The sequence below is a fragment of the Streptomyces sp. SM18 genome, from assembly GCF_002910775.2.
Taxonomy (GTDB): Bacteria; Actinomycetota; Actinomycetes; order Streptomycetales; family Streptomycetaceae; genus Streptomyces; species Streptomyces halstedii.
Genome location: NZ_CP029342.1, coordinates 3,154,395 through 3,175,716, shown reverse-complemented (window position 1 = coordinate 3,175,716; position 21,322 = coordinate 3,154,395). Strand labels below are relative to the sequence as shown.

Genomic DNA, 21,322 nt, shown 5'->3' with positions numbered 1-21,322 from the left:
TCGGATTACGTCCCTCACCCGGTGGCGGGTAGGCTAGGCCGACGTAGGTCGTGTGGGCCCAGACGCCCCGCACCAGTGAAGAAGACAAAGCGAGGGTAGTCGTGGGCTCTGTTATCAAGAAGCGGCGTAAGCGGATGGCCAAGAAGAAGCACCGCAAGCTGCTCAAGCGCACGCGCGTTCAGCGTCGCAACAAGAAGTAGGCGAACGCGGTTCGTGCGTCCGAGGCCCTTCCGCCGTCCTGGTGGGAGGGCCTCGGTGCGTCCGGGCCCGGTTCCCGGCGGCCACCGGTGTCGTCTTCCGCCATCGGTTCGGTAAAGCCCGCCAGGGGGGCGGCGCGGCGCACCGCCCAGGTATTACGGTGACGCCAGGGGGAGTCCCCGCTCCGTGAACCGCGGAACGACCGACGGAAGGCGCTGATCTTGGGGAAGATCGTGCTCGTCACCGGTGCGGCCCGGCAGTTGGGCGGCCGCTTCGTGCGGCGCGTCCAGCGGGATCCGGGGGTGGACCGGGTGATCGCCGTGGACGCCGTCACGCCGGAGCACCGGCTGGGTGACGCCGTGTTCGTCCGGGCGGACATCCGCCGGCCCGCGATCGCCCGGGTCCTGGCCGAGCACTCCGTGGACACGGTGGTGCACCTGGACGTCTCGGGGAAGTCGCTCGGCGCCGGCGGCCGCACGACGGTCAAGGAGACGAACGTCATCGGCACCATGCAGCTGCTCGGTGCCTGCCAGAAGTCCCCGACGCTCCAGCGGTTCGTGGTGAAGTCCAGTACGAGTGTGTACGGTTCCGCCCCCCGCGACCCGGCCGTCTTCACCGAGACGACCCCGCCCAAGTCCCTGCCCAGCGGCGGCTTCGCCAAGGACGCGGTGGAGGTCGAGGGGTACGTACGGGGCTTCGCGCGGCGCCGGCCGGACGTGGCCGTGTGCGTGCTGCGGTTCGCGAACATCCTGGGGCCCGAGCCGGACTCGCCGCTCGCCGACTACCTGGCGCTGCCCGTGCTGCCCACGGTCCTCGGCTACGACCCCCGGCTCCAGTTCGTCCACGAGGACGATGTCGTCGACGTCCTGGAGATCGCCGCGCGTGAGCCCCGGCGCGCCACGCTGAACAGCGGCACGTTCAACATCGCGGGGGACGGGGTGCTGCTGCTGTCGCAGTGCTCGCGGCGGCTGGGCAGGCCCACCGTGCCGGTGCTGCTGCCCGCGGTCACCTGGGTCGGCGCGGCCCTCCGCGCGGTGGGGATGACCGACTTCTCGCCGGAGCAGATCCGGCTGCTCACCCACGGCCGGGTGGTCTCGACGGTGCAGATGCGCGAGACACTGGGCTTCCGCCCGCGGTACACCACGGCGGAGACGTTCGCGGAGTTCGCCCGGGGCAGGGGGCCGGGACTGCTGCCACCGGAGCGGATGGGCAGAGCCGTCGGCCGGCTGGCGGAGCTGCCGCTGCCCGGCGGCGCGGCCGGTGCGGCACATTCGACTGACGGCGCCAGGTAGAGGAGCGCGACCCACGATGGCGGACGCCAAGGTCCTTCCGTTCGACGACGACCGTTCGCGTTCCGGCGCGGGGCGGCGCCGGGGCACACAGCCGGGCGGCGGCCGTCAGGCACCCTCCGCGGGCGGTGGGGCGCCCGTGAGCGCCCTGCCGGGTGCCGAGCCCCCTGCTGACCCGAAACCGGGGGCACAGGCCCCCCAGGAACCACCGGAGGGCTCCGGGCGGGGTGACTGGGACCGGCGGATCGCGAACGGGCTGGCGTTCCTGCGGCGGCGGGTCACCGGCGACTACGAGGTGGACGAGTTCGGCTACGACCAGGAGTTGACCGACCAGGTCCTCATGTCGCTGCTGCGCCCGCTCGCCGACACGTACTTCCGGGTCGAGGTGAAGGGCGTCGAGAACATCCCGTCCGAGGGCGGGGCGCTCATCGTGTCCAACCACTCCGGGACGCTGCCGCTGGACGGGCTGATGCTCCAGGTCGCGGTGCACGACCACCACCCGGCCGGGCGGCATCTGCGGCTGCTCGCCGCCGACCTGGTGTTCATGCTGCCGGTGGTCAACGAACTGGCCAGGAAGGCCGGTCACACGCTGGCCTGCGCCGAGGACGCGGAACGGCTGCTGGAGCGCGGTGAGGTCGTCGGGGTGATGCCGGAGGGCTTCAAGGGACTGGGCAAGCCCTTCGGCGACCGCTACAAGCTCCAGCGCTTCGGGCGGGGCGGGTTCGTGTCCACCGCGCTGCGGGCCGGGGTGCCGATCGTGCCCTGCTCGGTCGTGGGGGCGGAGGAGATCTACCCGATGATCGGCAACTCCAGGACCCTGGCCCGGATCCTCGGGCTGCCGTACTTCCCGGTCACCCCGACCTTTCCGTGGCTGGGGCCGCTGGGGGCGGTGCCGCTGCCGACCAAGTGGACCATCCAGTTCGGGGAGCCGATCCCCACGGACGGGTTCCCGCCGGAGGCGGCGGAGGACCCGATGCTGATGTTCAACCTCACCGACCAGGTACGGGAGCAGATCCAGCACACCCTGTACAAGCTGCTGGTGCAGCGGCGCTCGGTCTTCTTCTGAGGGTGTGCGGCCGGTCGTGCCGGGAGGGGGCGCCCCGTGGACGCCCCCTCCCGTACACCGTCCGCTACGGCTTGAGGTTCTCGCCGTCGATGCCCAGGCCCGGGAGCAGACCCGGCAACAGGGGCGGCAGGGTGATGTCCGGTGCCGGAGGCGCTCCGCCGCCGGGGGCCGACGGCACGGTGCCGTCGGTCGGCAGGCCGTCCAGCAGGCCGTCCGTGCCGCCGCCGATCAGGCCCTCGGCCGGGCCGCTGGAGTGCGAACCGGACGGCTGGGGTGCGATGTCGCTCTCCGGACCGGAGTCCGGGGACGCCGAGGAGGACGGCGCCGGACGGTCCTTGCCGGACGGGTCGGCCCGCCGGTCGGGGGAGGCGGACCGCTCGGTGTCCGTGCCGCTGTCCGGGGCGCGGGGCAGCAGGGACTGGAGCGGGGCGACCTCCTCGTCCATCGCCTCGAAGACCGAGCTGACCTTCTCGCCGACGTCGGACAACTGGACGGGCAGCCGGTCGCGGAGGCTGCTCCAGCTCTCGCGGTGCGAGCGGGAGAAGGTGTCCAGGGTCTGGATCGGTTTGATGGAGCCGTCGCGCTGATACGCGGCTCGGAGCAGACGGTGGCCCTCGGTGGCGTCGTGCGTCATGCCGTCGAGGGTGCGTCTGACCTCTCCGAGCGACTCGTGGTCCAGGTCGCCGGACCGGGCGCGCTCCATCAGCCGGCGGGCCTCGCTCAGCCGGGTGGACGCCTTGTCGAGGTAGACCTCGCCCCGGTCGGCGTCGCCGTCGGCCATGCCCAGGTGGATGTCCTCCATCCCGCGCTTGAGGCCGTACAGGGAGTCACCCGGCAGGGCGTCGGAACTGGCAGCGGCCACTCCGCCGAGCGCTCCCGCGGCCACACCGACCGTGATTCCGCCCGCGGTGAGGCCCTTCGCCCAGCGGGAGCGTGGACGCAACTTCCGGAGCGGGGAGGCCCGGTGAGCCCCCTTGCCCCGTTGCTCGGGCACCGTAGGGCCCGTGGACGCACCGCCCTGGGCGAACATCGTCTCCATGGCCGCGACGAGCTGGGCTCGCTGCACCACTTTGACCTCGGGATCCAATGATGGCTTCGGTAGCTCGTCGAGGCCGTTCGCCAGGGCCAACAGCGGTCCGTGGTCGGCCTGTTCGGCCGGCTCATCGGGCTGCGCGGCCGCCGCACCCCGGGGCGGCTGGTCTTCCAGGGCCTGGGCGAAGGCGTTCGCCCGCCGGTGTGCCGAAACGTTTGCGATCACTGGCGGCACCTCCTCTCGTCGTGACGGTCGAGTCCCCTGCGGGTCCGGAAGGTTGCCCGCCGGGACCGTTTCCACACGATCGGGTGGAGAGATCCGTCAGGGCGTAGCGACAGGGGGCCTGCATCCGGCACAACGAGTGGCGCGGCAGTTGGGTTACGGACGAAGGTTGATCCGACGGTGTGTCACGGACACGTCACCGATGGTGACGTCATCGGGCGTCGTCCGGGAGGAGCCGGGCGAGGGTGCGCACGGCCCGGTACTGCAAGGTCTTGATCGCGCCCTCGTTCTTGCCCATGACGCGGGCGGTCTCGGCGACGGAGAGTCCCTGGAGGAATCTCAGGGTGACGCACTCCTGCTGCTGGGGGTTGAGCCGGCGTACGGCTTGCAGGAGCGCGGCGTTGGACAGGGACTCCAGGACGGAGTCCTCGGGGCTGCGGGCGACCTCGTTGGCGTCGAGCATCTCGCCGGTGGTCACTTCCAGCCGGAAGCGGCTGGACTTGAAGTGGTCGGCGACGAGGTTCCGGGCGATGGTCACCAGCCAGGCGCCGAAGTCGCGGCCCTGCCAGGTGAAGGTGGAGATGCGGCGGAGCGCGCGCAGGAAGGTCTCGCTGGTGAGGTCCTCCGCCGTCGCCTTGGCGCCGACGCGGTAGTAGATGTACCGGTACACGGTGTCGCTGTACTGGTCGTACAGGCGGCCGAAGGCCTCGGCCTCGCCGGACTGGGCGCGCTCGACGAGGTCCATCATGCGCGCGCTGTCACTGTCGGCCGTGGGGCGGCGGACGGTGGTGGTGGTCGTGGTCGTGGCGCCGCGGGTGCTGCGTCTTCCGACCGCCGCGCCGCGCTCGGCCAGCGCGTAGCAGGGTCCGGCAGGTGCGGGGGTGGTGGCGAATGCGGGGACGGCGTACGCGGTGGGGACGAAGCCGCGCAGGTGGTCGAGGACCGTCGCGCGCAGCGTAGCCAGGCCCGAGGCGTCAACCCCGACGTGTGGGTACACGGGACTCCCAGAGGCAGAGCTTCCATCACGTGCAGTTCGAAAACCGTCACCCGTGGTGGCGAGTGAGGGCTCTTCATGCGTCTGAGGAGAATAACGCTTCGTATAGGCAGTGCTACACCCAGTTGCTCAAATCATCGATTACGTCGCTTCCATAACCTCTAAGTAGCGGTTCGAGCGACAGTTGGTGATCGGTTAGTGACCAAACCGCTTCGTGATCTGTCTGAGGTGGAGACGGGTTGTGGTCGCCGGAACCGAACGCGACTGGCCGGAGCGGTGGGCGGTCCCGTGTCGGGTCCGCTCACGTTCGGCGGTACGTCCCGGGCGTGGCCCTCCGGGGAACGCACGCTCGACCGGCCCCGGCGCGACGGCGCTCACGGGGGCGCGTGCGGGGTGACGGGCGGGCCGGGGGTGACGGGGCGGGCAGGGCTGACGGCCGGGCCGGGAGTGACGGGGCCGGCGGTGCGGTGGCGTCTCCGGTCAGCGGCGGCGGGGCGGTCAGCGGCGGCGGCGGTGCAGGGCGACCGCGGCGGCGGTGCCGCCGGCCAGCGCGCCCACACCCGCGGCGGCCGGGATGCCGACCTTGGCCGCCTTGCGCCCGGTGCGGTAGTCGCGCAGCCGCCAGTCCAGCGCACGGGCGTGCTTGCGCAGTTTGGCGTCCGGGTTGATCGCGTACGGGTGGCCGACCAGCGAGAGCATCGGGATGTCGTTGTGCGAGTCGCTGTAGGCCGCGCAGCGCTCCAGGTCCAGGCCCTCCGCCACCGCCAGCGCGCGTACCGCCTCGGCCTTCGCGGGGCCGTGCAGGGGCTCGCCCACCAGGCGCCCGGTGTAGACGCCGTCGACGGATTCGGCGACCGTGCCCAGGGCGCCGGTCAGTCCGAGCCGGCGGGCGATGATCGTGGCGGTCTCCACCGGGGCGGCGGTGACCAGCCAGACCTTCTGTCCGGCGTCGAGGTGGGCCTGGGCGAGTGCGCGGGTGCCGGGCCAGATGCGGTCGGCCATGTACTCGTCGTAGATCTCCTCGCCGATGGACATCAACTCGGCGACGCGGTGGCCCTTCACGATGGACAGCGCGCTGTCGCGGGCGTCCTGCATGTGTTCGGGGTCCTCGACGCCGGCCAGCCGGAACCACGCCTGCTGCCAGGCGAACCGGGTCAGCTCGCGGCGCTGGAAGAACTTCCGCTTGTACAGGCCCCGTCCGAAGTGGAAGAGCGCGGCGCCCTGCATCACGGTGTTGTCGAGGTCGAAGAAGGCGGCGGCCCGGTCGTCCCCGGCCACCGGGAAGGCGGGTTCGGCCGTCTCCTCGGCCACGGCCGGCGCGGCGGTGTCTTCGGTCAGGTCGGACTCGTCGGCGGGAAGGGCGGACTTCCGTGCTGCCTCGGCTGCTGCCTCGCCTGCCAGCACGCTCCGTGCCGTAGCCGAGCGCCTGCGGGGTGTGAGCCATCCAAGAGCGGCCATGTCGTGAGCATAGCCATTCGGTTCGTCCGTTCCCTCCCCGGTCGGGACGCGGTGGCGTGAACTCTGGGGGCCGCGGCGCCGAACGGGCGGCCACGGGGCGCCCGGTGGCGGGTGGGCGGGCGGGCTTCCCCGGGGACCGGCGCAGAATAGGAGGTATGAGCCCCCTGTTGCGCCGCGCGAAGAAGAAGCCCGAGGACCGGGTGGTGACCCTCGTCGGGAAGCCCGGGTGCCATCTCTGCGACGACGCGCGGGCGGTGGTCCGCGAGGTCTGCGAGGAGACCGGCGCCTCCTGGGTGGAGGAGGACATCACCCGGGACGAGGAGCTGTACCGGGAGTACTGGGAGCAGATCCCGGTGGTGCTGGTCGACGGCGAGCAGCACACCTTCTGGAAGGTGGATCCGGTGAGACTGCGCACCGCGCTGCGTTCCTGAGGGCCCGGACGGGTTCCCAGGGCCTTCCGGGGCATCCAGGTGGCGGAAACCGGCTACCATCGTGGGCGTTTTGGGTGTTCTCGGGGGCATGGACATGAGGAGTGTGTACGGCTTTGCCCTCGTGGAGCCCGCAACGGGCCGAGGCCGCCCCTGGTTCCGGGATCGGGCGGGGAATATGCGTGACCCCGGTCACTTTGACCGGACAAAACGGACACTATCTTTGTGCACGCGTTCACAAAGACATAGCCTGCTGTCGACGGGGCGGTCCTGGGACACACGGCCGCCTACAGCCTCGCTCATCTGGCAGGAGCACCGTGGCAACTGGCCGAACTCACCGACCGGCGACCCGTAGCCGAGGAATTCCCGAGGCCACCGTCGCCCGGCTTCCGCTGTATCTACGCGCACTCACCGCGCTCTCCGAACGCTCGGTGCCCACGGTCTCCTCCGAGGAGCTCGCGGCCGCGGCGGGGGTCAACTCCGCCAAGCTGCGCAAGGACTTCAGCTACCTGGGCTCCTACGGCACGCGGGGTGTCGGGTACGACGTCGAGTATCTCGTCTACCAGATCTCCCGTGAACTCGGGCTCACCCAGGACTGGCCGGTCGCCATCGTCGGCATCGGTAACCTCGGCGCGGCGCTCGCCAATTACGGGGGGTTCGCCTCCCGTGGCTTCCGGGTGGCCGCGCTGATCGACGCGGATCCGGCCATGGCGGGCACGCCCGTCGCCGGGATCCCCGTCCAGCACACCGACGACCTGGACCGGATCATCAGCGACAACGGTGTGTCCATCGGCGTCATCACCACCCCGCCCGGCGCGGCCCAGCAGGTCTGCGACCGGCTCGTCGCCGCCGGTGTGACCTCCATCCTCAACTTCGCGCCGACGGTGCTCTCCGTGCCCGACGGCGTGGACGTGCGCAAGGTGGACCTGTCGATCGAGCTCCAGATCCTCGCTTTCCACGAGCAGCGCAAGGCCGGCGAGGAGGCCGCCGCCGACGGCACCGCCGCTCCGGCCGCCGACGAGCCGGCGCCGCCCGTGCGCGCCACGCCCACGAACCGGAAGGGACCCGAGGGGGACATGCCCGCCGTGATGCCGGCATGAGCCTGCTGGTCGTAGGGCTCAGCCACCGCAGCGCGCCCGTCTCCGTACTGGAGCGGGCCGCGCTGGAGGCCGACGCCAGGACGAAGCTGTTGCAGGACACCCTCGCCGCGGAACCCGCGACCGAGGCGACCGTGCTGTCCACCTGCAACCGCATCGAGCTGTACGCCGACGTGGACAAGTTCCACGCGGGCGTCGCCGAGCTGTCCACGCTGCTCGCGCAGCACAGCGGCGTCGGCCTGGACGAGCTCACCCCGTACCTCTACGTGCACTACGAGGACCGCGCCGTCCACCACCTCTTCTCGGTGGCGTGCGGGCTGGACTCGATGGTCGTCGGCGAAGGCCAGATCCTCGGCCAGATCAAGGACGCGCTCGCGCTGGGGCAGGAGCTCCACACCGCGGGACGTCTGCTGAACGACCTCTTCCAGCAGGCCCTGCGGGTCGGCAAGCGCGCCCACAGCGAGACCGGTATCGACCGGGCCGGGCAGTCGCTCGTCACCTTCGGGCTGGAGCAGCTCGCGGACGGCGCCGAGGTCACCGAGTGGGCCGCGCACAAGCGCGCCCTGGTGATCGGCGCGGGATCGATGTCCTCGCTCGCCGCCGCCACGCTGGCGCGCGCCGGTGTCGCCGAGGTCGTCGTCGCCAACCGGACCCGGGCCCGTGCCGACCGGCTCGTCGAGATCCTCGGCCAGGGCGAGCGCTGTGCCGCCCGCGCCGTGCCGATGGCCGCCGTGGCGCACGAACTGACACGTGCAGACGTCGTCGTCTCCTGTACCGGGGCCACCGGTCTCGTGCTGAGCGCCGAGGCCGTCGCCGAGGCGCTGGACGTGGACTTCGACGTGGCGGGGAGGGCGCCCGGGGCGCCTGCGGCCGCCACGCCGGTGGAGGCCCTGGACCAGCACGCCGCCTGGGTGGAGAACGGTTCCGTCACGACCGCCGAGCGGGACCGGGCCGTGCGCCCGGTGCCCGTGCGCGCCGTGGACGCCGCGCCCGCCCGGCTGCACCTGCTCGACCTCGCCATGCCGCGTGACATCGACGGCGCCGCCCACCGGGTCGAGGGGGTGCGCCTGGTGGACATCGAGTCGCTCGCCGAGGCCTCCGCCGACGCGCCGATGGCCGCCGACGTGGACCTGGTGCGCACCCTGGTGGCCGACGAGGTCGCCGCCTTCGGTGCCGCCCAGCGGGCCGCGCACATCACCCCGACCGTCGTCGCCCTGCGCACGATGGCCGCCGACGTGGTGGCCGGGGAGATCGCCCGGCTGGACGGACGGCTCCCCGACCTTGACGAGAAGCAGCGCGCCGAGATCACCCAGACGGTGCGCCGTGTCGTCGACAAGCTCCTGCACGCGCCCACCGTGCGGGTCAAGCAGCTCGCCAGTGAGCCCGGCGGCGCCGGGTACGCCGACGCGCTGCGTGAACTCTTCGACCTCGACCCGCAGACGGTGGCAGCCGTCTCCCGGGCAGACCTGAACGACCCGAATCGAGGGCGGTCATGACCGACTACTCACCCCTGGGCGGGGACACCACCAAGCCCCTGCGGCTCGGCACCCGGCGCAGCAAGCTCGCCATGGCGCAGTCCGGCATGGTCGCTGATGCGGTCCGTGAGGTGACCGGGCGTGCCGTCGAGCTCGTCGAGATCACCACGTACGGAGACATCTCGCGGGAGCACCTGGCGCAGATCGGCGGGACCGGCGTGTTCGTCGCGGCCCTGCGCGAGGCGCTGGCGCGCGGTGAGGTGGACTTCGCCGTCCACTCGCTGAAGGACCTGCCGACCACGCAGCCCGAGGGACTGGTGCTGGCCGCCGTGCCGCCGCGCGAGGACCCCCGCGACGCCCTGGTGGCGCGGGACGGCCTGACCTTCGCGCAGCTGCCGTCCGGTGCCCGTATCGGCACGGGGTCGCCGCGCCGTATGGCGCAGCTCAACGCGTACGCCCGCGCGCACGGCCTCGGCATAGAGACCGTGCCGATCCGCGGCAACGTCGACACGCGTATCAATTTTGTACGGAACGGAGAGCTGGACGCGGTGGTACTCGCCGCGGCCGGTCTCAGCCGTCTGGGCCGGACCGGTGAGGTGACCGACTTCCTGTCGCCCGACACCGTCCTGCCCGCTCCCGGTCAGGGAGCACTGGCGATCGAGTGTGCTGAAGAGAGCACCGAACTCGCCGCAGCGCTCGCCGAGCTCGACGACCCGCACACCCGGGCCGCCGTGACCGCCGAGCGTGCCCTGCTCGCCGCCCTGGAGGCCGGCTGCTCCGCACCCGTGGGTGCGCTGGCCGACCTCCAGGGCGACGGCCAGACTGTCAACGAACTGCGCCTGCGCGGTGTCGTCGGTTCCACCGACGGCGCCTCCCTGGTGCAGCTGTCCATCACCGGTTCCGCCCCCACGTCGCACGACGACGCGGCGGCCTTCGGCCGCGAACTCGCGTCCGAGATGCTCGCCAAGGGTGCGGCCGGTCTTATGGGGGAGCGAGCACTTTGAGCCCCACCGGCCCCGTCGTATCCGACTTCCCTGTGCTGCCCTCAGGGCATGTCACCTTTCTCGGCGCCGGTCCCGGCGACCCGGGACTGCTGACTCTGCGCGCTGTCGAGGCGCTCGCGAGCGCGGACGTCCTTGTCGCCGAGCCGGACGTGCTCGACGTCGTTCGCGGCCACGCTCGGGCAGGGGTGAGCACGCCTGAGATGACGGTTGTTGACACGTCGTCAACTACCGCCGGGGTACCCGTTCTCAGGGATGCGGTCAATCTTGTCATGGAGGGCGTGAAGGGTGGCAGGCGGGTCGTCCGTGCCGTGAACGGCGACCCCGGCATGGACGGTGACGCGGGTGCGGAGATGCTCGCCTGCGCCGCCGCCGGTGTGCCCTTCGAGGTCGTGCCCGGTGTGGCCAACGCCGTGGGTGTGCCGGCGTACGCCGGTGTGCCGCTGCGGGACGCCCAGGGCGCCGACGTGCGCTTCCTGGACGCCCGTACCGCCACGGACCGCTGCTGGTCCGAGGTCGGGGCGAGCGACGCGACGGCCGTCGTGTCCACGTCGCTGGACTCGGTGGCCGCCGCCGCCGGGGAGCTGGTGTCGGCGGGCCGCAAGCCGGACACCCCGATGACGGTGACCGTCGCGGGGACGACGACGCGCCAGCGCACCTGGACGGCGACGCTGGGGACCATCGGCCAGGTGCTCAAGCAGGCCAAGGTCCTCCCGTCTCCGGAGGGGCACCGGCCGGTCATAGCCGTGGTCGGTGAGCGCAGCTCCGCCGCCCAGCGTGACCAGCTGTCGTGGTTCGAGTCGAAGCCGCTGTTCGGCTGGAAGGTGCTCGTGCCGCGGACGAGGGAGCAGGCGGCCTCGCTCTCCGACCAGCTGCGTTCGTACGGCGCGGTCCCGCACGAGGTCCCCACCATCGCCGTCGAGCCGCCGCGTACGCCGCAGCAGATGGAGCGTGCGGTCAAGGGCCTGGTGACGGGCCGGTACGAGTGGATCGCGTTCACCTCGGTCAACGCGGTCAAGGCCGTGCGGGAGAAGTTCGAGGAGTACGGCCTGGACGCCCGTGCCTTCGCCGGGATCAAGGTCGCGGCCGTCGGTGAGCAGACCGCCGCCGCGCTGATCGACTTCGGTGTGAAGCCGGATCTGGTGCCGTCCGGTGAGCAGTCGGCCGCCGGTCTGCTGGACGACTGGCCGCCGTACGACCCGGTCTTCGACCCGATCGACCGGGTGTTCCTGCCGCGTGCGGACATCGCCACGGAGACGCTGGTGGCCGGGCTGATCGAGCTGGGCTGGGAGGTGGACGACGTGACCGCATACCGCACGGTCCGCGCCTCGCCCCCGCCGGCCGAGACCCGTGAGGCGATCAAGGGCGGCGGGTTCGACGCGGTGATGTTCACCTCGTCCTCGACCGTGCGCAACCTGGTCGGGATCGCGGGCAAGCCGCACAACGTGACGGTGATCGCGTGTATCGGCCCCGCGACGGCGAAGACCGCGGAGGAGCACGGCCTGCGGGTGGACGTGCTGTCCCCGGAGCCGTCGGTCCACAAGCTGGCCCAGGCGCTGGCGGACTTCGGCGCGCGGCGCCGGGACGCGGCGAAGGAGGCCGGTGACCCGGTGACGCGCCCGAGCGAGCGCCGCCCGGGTGCGAGACGGCGCCGGACGACGACCTGACGGGTCGGGTACGGCGGTGTGCGGCCCGGTCGCTTCCTCGTGGAGCGGCCGGGCCGGTCTCTTTCCCGTTCTTTCCGCACCGGCTGTCGGTAAGCCGGTGCGGTGCGCGGGTCTAACCTCGAAGGATGACTGTGTACGGAAACTTCCCCGGCTCCCGCCCCCGGCGGCTGCGGACGACCCCCGTCATGCGGCGCATGGTCGCCGAGACCCGGCTCGACCCGGCGAACCTGATCCTGCCCGCGTTCGTGCGGGAGGGCATCGACTCCCCGGTGGCCGTCTCGGCCATGCCGGGGGTCTACCAGCACACCCTGGACACGCTGCGGAAGGCGGCGGTCGAGGCGGTCGGGGCCGGGGTCTCCGGGATCATGCTCTTCGGTGTCCCGCTGGACGAGAAGAAGGACGCCCGGGGCACGGCGGGCACCGACCCGGACGGCATCCTCCAGGTGGCGCTGCGCGCGGTCCGGGAAGAGGTGGGCGACGACCTGATCGTCATGTCCGACCTGTGCCTGGACGAGTTCACCGACCACGGCCACTGCGGTGTGCTGACCGGGGACGGCCGCGTGGACAACGACGCCACCCTGGAGCGGTACGCGGAGATGGCCCAGGTCCAGGCCGACGCGGGCGCCCATGTGGTGGGCCCGAGCGGGATGATGGACGGCCAGGTCGGGGTGGTCCGGGACGCGCTGGACCAGACCGGGCACGAGGACGTGTCGATCCTCGCGTACACCGTGAAGTACTCCTCCGCCTTCTACGGGCCGTTCCGTGAGGCGGTGGGCTCCTCGCTGAAGGGCGACCGCAAGACGTACCAGCAGGACCCGGCGAACGTCCGCGAGTCGCTGCGCGAGCTGGCGCTCGACCTGGAGGAGGGCGCCGACATGGTCATGGTCAAGCCCGCCGGACCGTACCTGGACATTCTGGCCAAGGTCGCGGAGGTGGCGGACGTGCCGGTGGCCGCGTACCAGATCAGTGGCGAGTACGCGATGATCGAGGCCGCCGCGGAGAAGGGCTGGATCGACCGGGACGCGGCGATCATGGAGAGCCTGACGGGCATCCGGCGCGCGGGCGCGCAGATGATCCTGACGTACTGGGCGACGGAGGCCGCGCGGCGGCTGACCGCGCGGCACTGATCCGGGGGCCCTTGCGGGGGGCGGGGGCGAGCCCGGCGCCGCTCACCGTCGTGTCATGGTCCGGGTGTTCACGGTCCGGGCGCCGGGGGCCGTGGGGCCGTCGCCGCGTCGGCGTAGCGCCGGGACAGCCGGGCGAAGGCCTCCCGTAGGGCGTCCGGGCCGACGGCCTCGATGTCGGCGTCGAACCTGCCGAGTCCGGCGGCCAGGGCGGTCCAGGACCAGGCGCCCAGGACGAGACGGCAGCGGTCGGGGCCGAGCGCTTCGACGAGCCCGTCCCGGACGTAGGGGGCCACGGTGGCGGCGGCGGTGCGCAGGACCACCTCGCCCCGGCAGGGCCAGTCGCCGGGGGCCTCCGCGCCCTGGAACCTGCCGGCCACGAAGGCCGCCACCTCGCCCCCGGGCACCTCGCGCGGGGTGAAGCGGGGGCCGGTGGGGACGCGCGGGGTGATCCGGTCGGCGCGGAAGGTGCGCCAGTCCTCCCGGTCGAGGTCCCAGGCGACGAGGTACCAGCGTCCGGCATAGGTGACCAGGTGGTGGGGCTCCGCCCGGCGGGGCGTCTCGCTTCCCGTGTAGTCGAAGTGCAGCACCTCGTGGGCGTGGACGGCGGCGCCGATCGCCATGAGCGTCCCGCCGCCGGCCCGCTCGCCCCGTCCGCTCGTGGCCGGGGCCACCGCCGTGACCCGGAGGGTGTCGAGCCGGTGGCGCAGCCGCGCGGGCATGACCTGCCGGAGCGTGGTCAGGGCGCGCGCGGCGGCCTCCTCGACACCGGCACCGGTGGTCGTGACGGCCTGGAGGGCGAGGGCGAGCGCGACGGCCTGCTCGTCGTCGAAGAGCAGCGGGGGCAGCTCGGTGCCCGCCTCCAGCCGGTATCCGCCCTCCGGTCCCTTGAAGGCCGCCACCGGGTAGCCCAGTTCGCGCAGGCGGTCCACGTCACGGCGTACGGTGCGCGGGCTGACGTCCAGCCGCTCCGCCAGCAGCGCGCCCGGCCAGTCCCGGCGGGCCTGGAGCAGGGAGAGCAGCGCGAGCAGTCGGGCTGAGGTCTTCGGCATGCGTCCATGCTGCCCGTCATAGCGGCCACACCCTGACCGCTACCCCTGCGAGTGTGGGGCGCACCGCAGGACGCGAGACCGCGTGACCTGCTCCCGAGGGCCCCGTGCCCCGGGGTTCCGCGACCGAGGGCCCCGCGACCGGGGATCCGCGACCGAGGGCCCCGCGACCGGGGATCCGCGACCGAGGGCCCCGCGACCGGGGATCCGCGACCGAGGCGAGGAGCCACCCATGTCCGTCACGACCACGACCCATCTGAACTTCCGGGGCGAGGCACGCGCCGCGCTCGACTTCTACCGCTCGGTGTTCGGGGGCGACCTCGCCGTCGTCACCTACCAGGACGCCGGGGGAGCCAGTGATCCCGACGAGGAGAACCAGGTGATGTGGGGCCAGGTGGCGGCGGAGAACGGATTCCGCGTCATGGCCTACGACGTGCCCGCGCGGCTGCCGTACGACCAGGGCGAGAACTCCCTCTTCGTCTCCGTGCGCGGCGAGGACACCGCGGAGGTGACGGCGTACTGGGAGAAGCTCTCGGAGGGGGCGAGCGTCGTCCAGCCCTTGGGCCCCTCCGCGTGGGCCCCGCTCTACGGCATGCTCAAGGACCGGTACGGCGTGGTCTGGGTCCTGGACGTGGTGAGCGGGTACGACAGGTGAGGACCCTGGACACGCGGGCGCTCAACCGGGCCGCGCTGGCCCGGCAGTTGCTCCTCGACCGCGCGGAACTCCCGCCCCTGGACGCCGTCGCGCACCTGTGCGGCCTCCAGGCGCAGGAGCCGCAGGAGCCCTTCACCGGGCTCTGGTCCCGGCTGCGCGGTTTCGCACCGGCGGATCTGGACGGCCTGCTCACCGGGCGGCGCGTCGTACGCACCCATCTGATGCGCCGCACCGTCCATCTCGTCACCGCCGACGACGCCCTGGCCTGGCGGGCCCGCCATGACGCCATGCTGCGGCAGCGCGTGCTGGGGACCTACCGCCGTGAGCTGGAGGGGGTGGACCTCGACGCGCTCGCGGCGGCGGTCCGCGCCCTGCTGGCGGACGGCGAGCCCCGCACGATGACCGGGATCGCGGGCGCGCTCGCCGACCGCTGGCCCGCGCCGGGCCGCCGGGCACTGGGCGAGATGGCCGTCGCCGCCCTCGTCCCGATGGTCCAGCTGCCGCCGCGCGGGCTGTGGCGCGTGAGGTCCGGGGTACGCAACCGGCCGCTCGCCCACTGGCTGGGCCGCGAACCGCTCCCGCCCTCCCCGCAGGGCACCGACCCGGCGGGCGAGGCCCTGGTGCTGCGCTATCTGGCGGCGTACGGTCCCGCCGCCTCGGCCGATCTGCGGGCCTGGTGCGGACTCGCCGGACTGCCCGCCGCGGTGGCGGCGGTCCGGGACAGGCTGGTCGCCTTCCGGGACGAGCGCGGCCGGGAACTGCTGGACCTGCCCGACGCGCCGCGCCCGGACCCGGACACCCCGGCGCCGGTGCGGTTCCTGCCCGCCTTCGACAACGCGGTCCTGGGCTACCAGGACCGCGGCCGGATCATCGACGACGCCCACCGGGGCCTGTCGGTGCGGGGCGCGCGCATGGTGCTGGTCGACGGCCGGGTCGCCGGGACCTGGACCGTGGACGCGGGGACGGTGGACGTCGGTCCGCTACGAGGATTCAGCCGGGCCGAACGGACCGCCGTCCGGGAGGAGGGCGGGCGGCTGGCCCTGTTCCTGTCGGACGGTGACAGCGACCGCGTACGGCTGGGGTGAGGCGCGGATCAGTCGCTCTCCAGGACGCGCTTGAGCGCCGCGAGGTCGGCGGTGACGGCTTCGGCGTCGCGGCGGAAGTCGTCGTCGCTCATCTCGGGACGTCGGCGCAGGGTGAACACGACCTCGCAGCCGCTGGTGTGGGCGATGACCCGCACCGGGTTGTGGACCCTTTCCCCCGAGGGCAGCGTGACGTCGTGGTCCAGCACCCCGAACGCGTTCTTCGGGGCGAAGGTGACCACCACGCGCCCCATGGGCGAGTCCGCGATCCACTGTCCGTCGATCTCCTCCACGGAACTGCTCAGCCCCGAGGCCCACTCGGGGAGATGGGCCGGAGCCGACGCGTAGGCGTAGACGTCTTCGGCGGTGCGGTCGATGTGGACGCTGAGGTGCCGGGAAGGCGAGTCGGGTGTGTTCATGGCGGAGACGCTATCGGGCCCGGCGGCCGGGGTCTCGCACGAATCCGAGGTGGTGCCGCCCGCGCTCCGGCGGCCCGCGGACACGGGGTCAGGGCCAGTCGACCAGGGCCATGAAGGCGAGGGACGCGACGAGGACCGTGCCGGGAGCGGCCACCGACAACAGGATCCGCGCGGGGACGTGGCGCCGGCGCCAGGGCAGGACCCAGCTCGCCACCAGCACCGCCAGGGACAGCACGAGACCGGTGCAGAGCACGGCCCAGGCCGCGTTGAAGGAATCGGTGAAGCGCTCGGCCTCGGGGCCGTCGCAGGAGTCGCAGGCCATGGGTGACAGCCCGCCGTAGAGCAGGGCGAGGCCCGCCGCGGGCAGGGTCACCAGGGTGGACAGCAGGGGCGCCACCCAACTGTGCGGGGCGCGGGTGCCGGTCAGGTCGTTCGCCATGCGGACGAGTCAACGCCGCCCGCCGCCCCGGCACATGAGCGCCCGTACTCAGTCCCACCAGAAGCCCCAGGTGGACTGGGAGAGGAGGTTGCGCTCGGCGTACAGGCCGAGACCGTAGGGCGGGTTCTGCTCGATGGTGTCCGGGCAGAACGCGAAGTGCTCCTCGGCCAGGGCCCGTGCCTCTTCCAGGGTGGTGGGGGGCCGGCCGACCGAGACGACCAGGGTGTCGAACCCGATGATCAGCACCCGGATGTCGAAACGGTCCTCCCACGAGCGCAGCACCGCGCACAGCCGCGCCACGTCGTTCTCGTGGTTCAGCGGGCCCTGCCAGCCGATCGCGGCAGGTATGTCGGCGCTCCGCCGCGCGGGGACCAGTCCCATGCGGAACCGGGGCCCTTCGGGGCTCTCGGTGAACATGTCGGCGATCTCGGCGGCCAGCACGTCCGGGTCGTCGGGGGCGCCGCCCTCGGGGACCGGGGCCAGGCCGGGCCACTTCGCGTCGGCGGCGCCGAGCTCGTCCCCCGCGTTGTCCTCCCAGAAGCCCCGCAGCACCTCTTCCGCGTCGTGGTCACCGGGGTACGACATCCTCGCGGGGGCGAGGTCCCACCGCGCCGGCCACTGGCCGCGCCGCCCGCCGTCGACCAGCACCGGGAGCAGACCCAGCGGGCGAGCGGAGGCGCGCAGCGCCCGCCACGACCCGGGCCGGGCCGTCTCGTCCGCGTGCCACAGCAGCGGCTCGTGCCAGACCCCTTCGTCCGTGGTGTCCACCAGAGTGCCGGAGGGCAGGTCCAGGCCCGAAGCGGCCAGGTGCGGCAGGGAGTTCGGAAGCGTCGCCATGCCGGTGACCCTAGGCCCTGCCACTGACAGCCAGGCTCGTGCTCCACAGCCTCGGGTCGTGCCCTCGCGTGCCGGACGGGTCGGACGCGGCACGGACGGCGGGGACTTCGGTGCTACGTGGGAACAGGGCCAGCACGGTGTGTTCGCAGACTCAACGCTTCGGCGGTTGGCTGACCGTCCAGTCGGAGATGTCCGCGATGAACTCTTCGTAAGAACGGTTCGACCCTTGAGGGCTTGCCAGTAATCCCTGCCCCAAGGCTTTGGCTACGATCTCAGGGCCGTCGCGCTCCATGAACCGTGGATGGACGAGAAGCCCTTCGAGGTCCTCCTTCGGATTCCGCAGTTTCCCGCTGTCCCTTCCCTGCCACTTGGCCGGAATCTTCCACGACGGCCGATAGAGCGTAAAGGCCTCAGGGAAGAGGAGGAGCCACGCTTCCGACTCTGCGGCGGCAAGTGCGTAGGCGGACGAGCAGGTGCCGGTCGCCTTGGACAGCGCCGCCGACACGGCCTTGCGGGCCGTGTCGTAGGCAGGCCCCGGGCAGGCATCCATGTCCTCGTGCACAGCGATTCCCACGAACTCGCCGGCTTTGAGGTGGGCTTTGCCGCGAGCCTTACCTACCAACGTCCGCGCTGCGGTCTCCAGCTCGGCCCCGGTTTTCTTCCGCAACCGTACCTGGTCGGTGATTTCCGTAAGGGTGACGGAGGCTGCCAGGCGAGGGTGCGCGGCCTTGATGAATGCGGCCAGCATACGACGGTCATTCGCACTCTCTCCTGCAAGCACGACCACCCCCCGACTCGCAGGCTTGGCTATACGCCTGCGACTCACAGTTCGTCCTCTGTCAGATCGCCGCCGAGCACGCCGGAGAACCACAACTCCCCGAGCGGCTGGTCACCTGTCTCGGCAACGATTGTCTCGATCTCCTCTGTCGTCAGGGCGGGGATGATGGAAGCGCCGTTTTCGTCCCGGTCGCAAACGATGAACTCCTGAGGCTTCAACCGGTCGACCAGTGCCGGTGAGTGGGTCGCCACGATGAACTGTGTACGCATCGAGGCTTCCCTCATCCGCTCCACGATGAGCTCAAGCGCTTGAGGGTGGAGACCGTGGTCGATCTCTTCCACGCATGTCAGGGCTGGAGGGTGGGGGTCGTAGAGCATGGCCAGCAGGCCGAGAAGGCGCACTGTTCCGAACGAAGCGTCGGCGAGTGGTGTAGGCCGGCGCAGACCGCGTTCATGAAGCACCACGGCAAGCTGATCCGCGTACCCGCCGACCTGCTCGAACTCGACGGCATCCAGTTGGGGCAGAATTCGACGGGCGTCCTGGGTCAGACGTTCCCAGCGGTCCTCGTCCGTACTGAGTCGGATGAGAAATGCAGCCAGGTTTTCCGCGTGAGGCTCCAGACGGCCTGCCCTGATGGAGTGGGTGCGCGCCGGTTGGCGAGCGGCGGCGACGTCCACGTCGAAAACCCGGAAGGACGAGAGACGGCTCGCCACTCTTGTGACCTCCTCGCCTCCATCAGAGCGCCCCAGCCGAGGAAGTGTGGACAGGCCGCTGCTCAACCGCTGGATGCCGAAACTTCCCCCATCCGATTCCAGCCCGGCTCTCTTGTCCACGACACGGGCCTCGTCGCCGGAAATGGTGATGCGGCGCCCTCTCCCTTGTGTACGTTTGAACTGGAAACTCTCCTGGCGTGACAAGGTGTAGGAGTCCCGGCTACCAGGGGTGGAGCGCCTGCGGATGGTAAGCGAGTATTCGTCCGGTGCTTTGACGCTCGCATGTGTCGTCCAGTCCGCTTTGAGCCGGATCGCCATCGATGTCGGTGGCCTCTCGCCGCCCCAGAAAGCTACTTCGTCGAATCCGCCACGTTCATCGAGTGCCGGCTGAAGATCGGTCCGGATGATCGCGGCAAGGAAGTCGAAAACCTTCAGTACGTTCGATTTGCCCACCCCATTCGGACCTACCAGGACGGTGAGCGGTCCGAGGGGGATGGTCACGTCACGAAGGCTACGGAAGTTCTCGACGTGCAGTTCCAGAAGACGGCCGGGCATGGAGTGAACCTATCGGGTAGCAGATCGCCGGTTGGCGTAAGCGTCCTGAGCGCGTGGGTTCAAGCGTGGCGTGTTCGTGGCCCGGCGCAGTCGGGGCGAAGGCGCGCAGCGCTGGACCACCACCCAGGATCACTCTCAGGCGTGGCCGGTGGGCAATAAGTTCGAGTAGGAGTAGCCGTCATTTTCACTGTCTTCACGCATGGTCTCCGCAGCAGATGATGGCAGTAGCGATCATTCAGGCAACCACAGCCCGTAGTGCAGCGTAGACCGTGCGGCTGACACGCCTATCCGCTTTGGTCACGTAGAAGGGCGGTGGCACGTCTCACGTGCCACCGCCCCTCACTCATCGGTCATGCGTCGTGTCAGGCCTGGGCCTTGCGGCGGCGGGCCAGCACGACCAGGCCGGCGCCGGCCGCGAGGACCGCGGCGCCGCCGATGACCAGCGGGATCGTGCCGCTGCTGCCGGTCGAGGCCAGGTCACCACCGGCCGGGCTGTCGGACGGGGCCGGGGTGGCCGGGGTGGCCGATTCGGACGGGCCCTCGGACGGCCCGTCGCTCGGGGTGGCGCTCTCGGACGGCGGGGTCACCGAGGCGGACGGGGTGGCCGTTGCCGGAGGCGTCGTCTCCGTGCCCTCGCCGGGGGTCTCGCTCGGCGACGGAGTCTCTGTGCCCGGAACCTCCGGGAGGCAGCCCGTGAACGGGAAGTGGTGCGTCTCCGCCCCGCCCGAACCGTGCAGCGACGCCACCCACACCGAGCCGTTGACCGGCGCGGCGGTCCCCAGCTCCAGGTGGGCCTTCGGTGCGAGCACGCTGCCCGGCCACGCGGCCTGGCTGTTCTTCGTGACCTTGGTGGCGTCGGGGAAGTTCCACAGCAGCTTGGCCCGGATCTTGCCGTCCGACGCGCTCTGGAGCTTGTCGTCCAGCACGAAGTCCTGGCCGCCCGACAGGAAGAAGCCGGTCGTCCGGGCACCGGCCATGTCGTACTCCTGGCCGCTGACGTTGACGATCGTCGTCGCCCCCGCCGGGACCTTGATGAAGACCTCCTTGGCCTTCTCCAGCTGGTCCGCCGAGACCGAGAAGACGTTACGGGCGCTGTTGCCGCCCTCCAGCGTCAGCTTGGGGCCGTCCAGCTTCACCTGGGCACCGGCCGTCGTGGACTCCCCGGCCAGCGCCGAGGAGTACGAACGCAGCTTCGCGAACTCCGCCTCGAAGTCGATGAGGTCGGCCTGGCGGCTGGACGTGCCGTTGTGCATCTCGACCTTGCGGTCCTTGACCGCGCCGCCGACGACGGCGTTGCCCTTCATCACGACCGTGGCCGAGCCCCCGTTGACCAGGTCGCCCCGGACGACGAGCGAGGCGCGGCCGGGCAGGGCGTCGACCTCGGAGGCCGACAGCTCGTTGGCGACGCTGAAGCCCCCGCGGAAGTCGGCGTTTCCGCCGACCGCCACGGCACCCTCGGCGTCGGGGGAGTGGGTGTTGTCCCCGAGGACGAACTCTCCGTACTTACCGGCGATCCCGAAGGCGTCGGTGGTGCAGTCCGCCGATGCGGCGGGGGCGGCCTGGGCGGCCGGAACAGCGGTGAGCCCGAGTACGAGGGCACCGCCGAGCGCCGCGATGGCGGCAGTTGCAGGTATGCGCATGGTGCGTGGTTCTCCTGTGGAACAGTTATGAAGGTTCTGTGGCGACTCCGGTCATGATTCTCATATATCCGAAAATTGGTCAAGACCAATGTATGAACCCGCA

General features: G+C 71.5%; 21 protein-coding genes. 11 read left to right on the top strand and 10 right to left on the bottom strand.

Annotated features, from left to right (window positions below):
* Positions 1-101: 101 nt before the first annotated feature.
* From B9S64_RS14085 to B9S64_RS14075, 3 genes are all read left to right on the top strand, one after another.
* Positions 102-200 carry a 30S ribosomal protein bS22 gene (locus tag B9S64_RS14085; protein WP_003948845.1) on the top strand — a complete coding sequence of 33 codons (99 nt, stop codon included), beginning with the start codon at positions 102-104 and terminating at the stop codon, positions 198-200.
* 219 nt (positions 201-419) lie between these two features.
* Positions 420-1,490, top strand: a complete 1,071-nt coding sequence (locus B9S64_RS14080; RefSeq protein ID WP_103491963.1) for an NAD-dependent epimerase/dehydratase family protein — start codon at positions 420-422, stop codon at positions 1,488-1,490.
* Positions 1,491-1,506: 16 nt separating this feature from the next.
* The gene (locus B9S64_RS14075; RefSeq protein WP_103491964.1) at positions 1,507-2,553 is read left to right on the top strand and encodes a lysophospholipid acyltransferase family protein; all 1,047 of its coding nucleotides are present in this window, start codon (positions 1,507-1,509) and stop codon (positions 2,551-2,553) included.
* Between the two features lie 64 nt (positions 2,554-2,617).
* On the opposite strand, the gene B9S64_RS14070 is transcribed toward B9S64_RS14075, so the two are convergent.
* From B9S64_RS14070 to B9S64_RS14060, 3 genes are all read right to left on the bottom strand, one after another.
* Complete coding sequence (locus B9S64_RS14070) at positions 2,618-3,811, bottom strand: DUF5667 domain-containing protein (RefSeq protein WP_103491965.1); 1,194 nt, start codon at positions 3,809-3,811, stop codon at positions 2,618-2,620.
* Positions 3,812-4,019: 208 nt separating this feature from the next.
* Complete coding sequence (locus B9S64_RS14065) at positions 4,020-4,805, bottom strand: ECF subfamily RNA polymerase sigma factor, BldN family (RefSeq protein ID WP_103491966.1); 786 nt, start codon at positions 4,803-4,805, stop codon at positions 4,020-4,022.
* Between the two features lie 495 nt (positions 4,806-5,300).
* A complete protein-coding gene (locus B9S64_RS14060; protein ID WP_109492052.1) occupies positions 5,301-6,260 on the bottom strand; it encodes an HAD family phosphatase in 960 nt (319 codons plus the stop codon).
* A 155-nt stretch (positions 6,261-6,415) separates the two neighbouring features.
* Here B9S64_RS14060 and B9S64_RS14055 point away from each other — a divergent pair, with 155 nt between their 5' ends.
* The 6 genes from B9S64_RS14055 (at position 6,416) to hemB (ending at position 13,055) form a co-directional block, all read left to right on the top strand.
* On the top strand, positions 6,416-6,691 hold the full coding sequence (locus B9S64_RS14055) for a glutaredoxin family protein (RefSeq protein WP_028441503.1): 276 nt from the start codon (positions 6,416-6,418) through the stop codon (positions 6,689-6,691).
* A gap of 314 nt (positions 6,692-7,005) precedes the next feature.
* Positions 7,006-7,788: a redox-sensing transcriptional repressor Rex gene (locus B9S64_RS14050; protein ID WP_028441502.1), complete on the top strand. Its 783-nt coding sequence runs from the start codon at positions 7,006-7,008 to the stop codon at positions 7,786-7,788.
* Complete coding sequence (locus B9S64_RS14045) at positions 7,785-9,281, top strand: glutamyl-tRNA reductase (protein ID WP_103493838.1); 1,497 nt, start codon at positions 7,785-7,787, stop codon at positions 9,279-9,281. Before B9S64_RS14050 ends, B9S64_RS14045 begins: the two co-directional genes overlap by 4 nt.
* Positions 9,278-10,264, top strand: coding sequence for a hydroxymethylbilane synthase (hemC, locus tag B9S64_RS14040; protein WP_103493839.1), 987 nt, complete (start codon positions 9,278-9,280; stop codon positions 10,262-10,264). The genes B9S64_RS14045 and hemC overlap by 4 nt, the downstream gene beginning before the upstream one ends.
* On the top strand, positions 10,261-11,928 hold the full coding sequence (locus tag B9S64_RS14035) for a bifunctional uroporphyrinogen-III C-methyltransferase/uroporphyrinogen-III synthase (protein WP_103493840.1): 1,668 nt from the start codon (positions 10,261-10,263) through the stop codon (positions 11,926-11,928). Before hemC ends, B9S64_RS14035 begins: the two co-directional genes overlap by 4 nt.
* Positions 11,929-12,053: 125 nt before the next feature.
* Entirely contained in the window at positions 12,054-13,055 is a 1,002-nt protein-coding gene (gene hemB, locus B9S64_RS14030) for a porphobilinogen synthase (RefSeq protein ID WP_103493841.1), read from the top strand.
* A gap of 68 nt (positions 13,056-13,123) precedes the next feature.
* Here the strand turns inward: hemB and B9S64_RS14025 are convergent, their stop codons facing one another.
* On the bottom strand, positions 13,124-14,104 hold the full coding sequence (locus B9S64_RS14025; protein ID WP_103493842.1) for a YafY family protein: 981 nt from the start codon (positions 14,102-14,104) through the stop codon (positions 13,124-13,126).
* Positions 14,105-14,333: 229 nt separating this feature from the next.
* Here B9S64_RS14025 and B9S64_RS14020 point away from each other — a divergent pair, with 229 nt between their 5' ends.
* Together B9S64_RS14020 and B9S64_RS14015 are read left to right on the top strand one after the other, a co-directional pair.
* Positions 14,334-14,756: a VOC family protein gene (locus B9S64_RS14020; protein WP_103493843.1), complete on the top strand. Its 423-nt coding sequence runs from the start codon at positions 14,334-14,336 to the stop codon at positions 14,754-14,756.
* Positions 14,753-15,841, top strand: a complete 1,089-nt coding sequence (locus B9S64_RS14015; RefSeq protein ID WP_103493844.1) for a winged helix DNA-binding domain-containing protein — start codon at positions 14,753-14,755, stop codon at positions 15,839-15,841. The genes B9S64_RS14020 and B9S64_RS14015 overlap by 4 nt, the downstream gene beginning before the upstream one ends.
* An 8-nt stretch (positions 15,842-15,849) precedes the next feature.
* Here the strand turns inward: B9S64_RS14015 and B9S64_RS14010 are convergent, their stop codons facing one another.
* From B9S64_RS14010 to B9S64_RS13985, 6 genes are all read right to left on the bottom strand, one after another.
* The gene (locus tag B9S64_RS14010; RefSeq protein ID WP_103493845.1) at positions 15,850-16,257 is read right to left on the bottom strand and encodes an SRPBCC family protein; all 408 of its coding nucleotides are present in this window, start codon (positions 16,255-16,257) and stop codon (positions 15,850-15,852) included.
* Between the two features lie 88 nt (positions 16,258-16,345).
* The gene (locus B9S64_RS14005; protein WP_103493846.1) at positions 16,346-16,696 is read right to left on the bottom strand and encodes a hypothetical protein; all 351 of its coding nucleotides are present in this window, start codon (positions 16,694-16,696) and stop codon (positions 16,346-16,348) included.
* 48 nt (positions 16,697-16,744) lie between these two features.
* Positions 16,745-17,533: a DUF4253 domain-containing protein gene (locus B9S64_RS14000; RefSeq protein WP_103493847.1), complete on the bottom strand. Its 789-nt coding sequence runs from the start codon at positions 17,531-17,533 to the stop codon at positions 16,745-16,747.
* A 151-nt stretch (positions 17,534-17,684) separates the two neighbouring features.
* Positions 17,685-18,281: a hypothetical protein gene (locus B9S64_RS13995; RefSeq protein ID WP_103493848.1), complete on the bottom strand. Its 597-nt coding sequence runs from the start codon at positions 18,279-18,281 to the stop codon at positions 17,685-17,687.
* A 74-nt stretch (positions 18,282-18,355) separates the two neighbouring features.
* Entirely contained in the window at positions 18,356-19,579 is a 1,224-nt protein-coding gene (locus B9S64_RS13990) for an AAA family ATPase (protein WP_103493849.1), read from the bottom strand.
* A 362-nt stretch (positions 19,580-19,941) separates the two neighbouring features.
* Positions 19,942-21,219, bottom strand: a complete 1,278-nt coding sequence (locus tag B9S64_RS13985) for a choice-of-anchor A family protein (protein WP_103493850.1) — start codon at positions 21,217-21,219, stop codon at positions 19,942-19,944.
* Between the last annotated feature and the right edge of the window lie 103 nt (positions 21,220-21,322).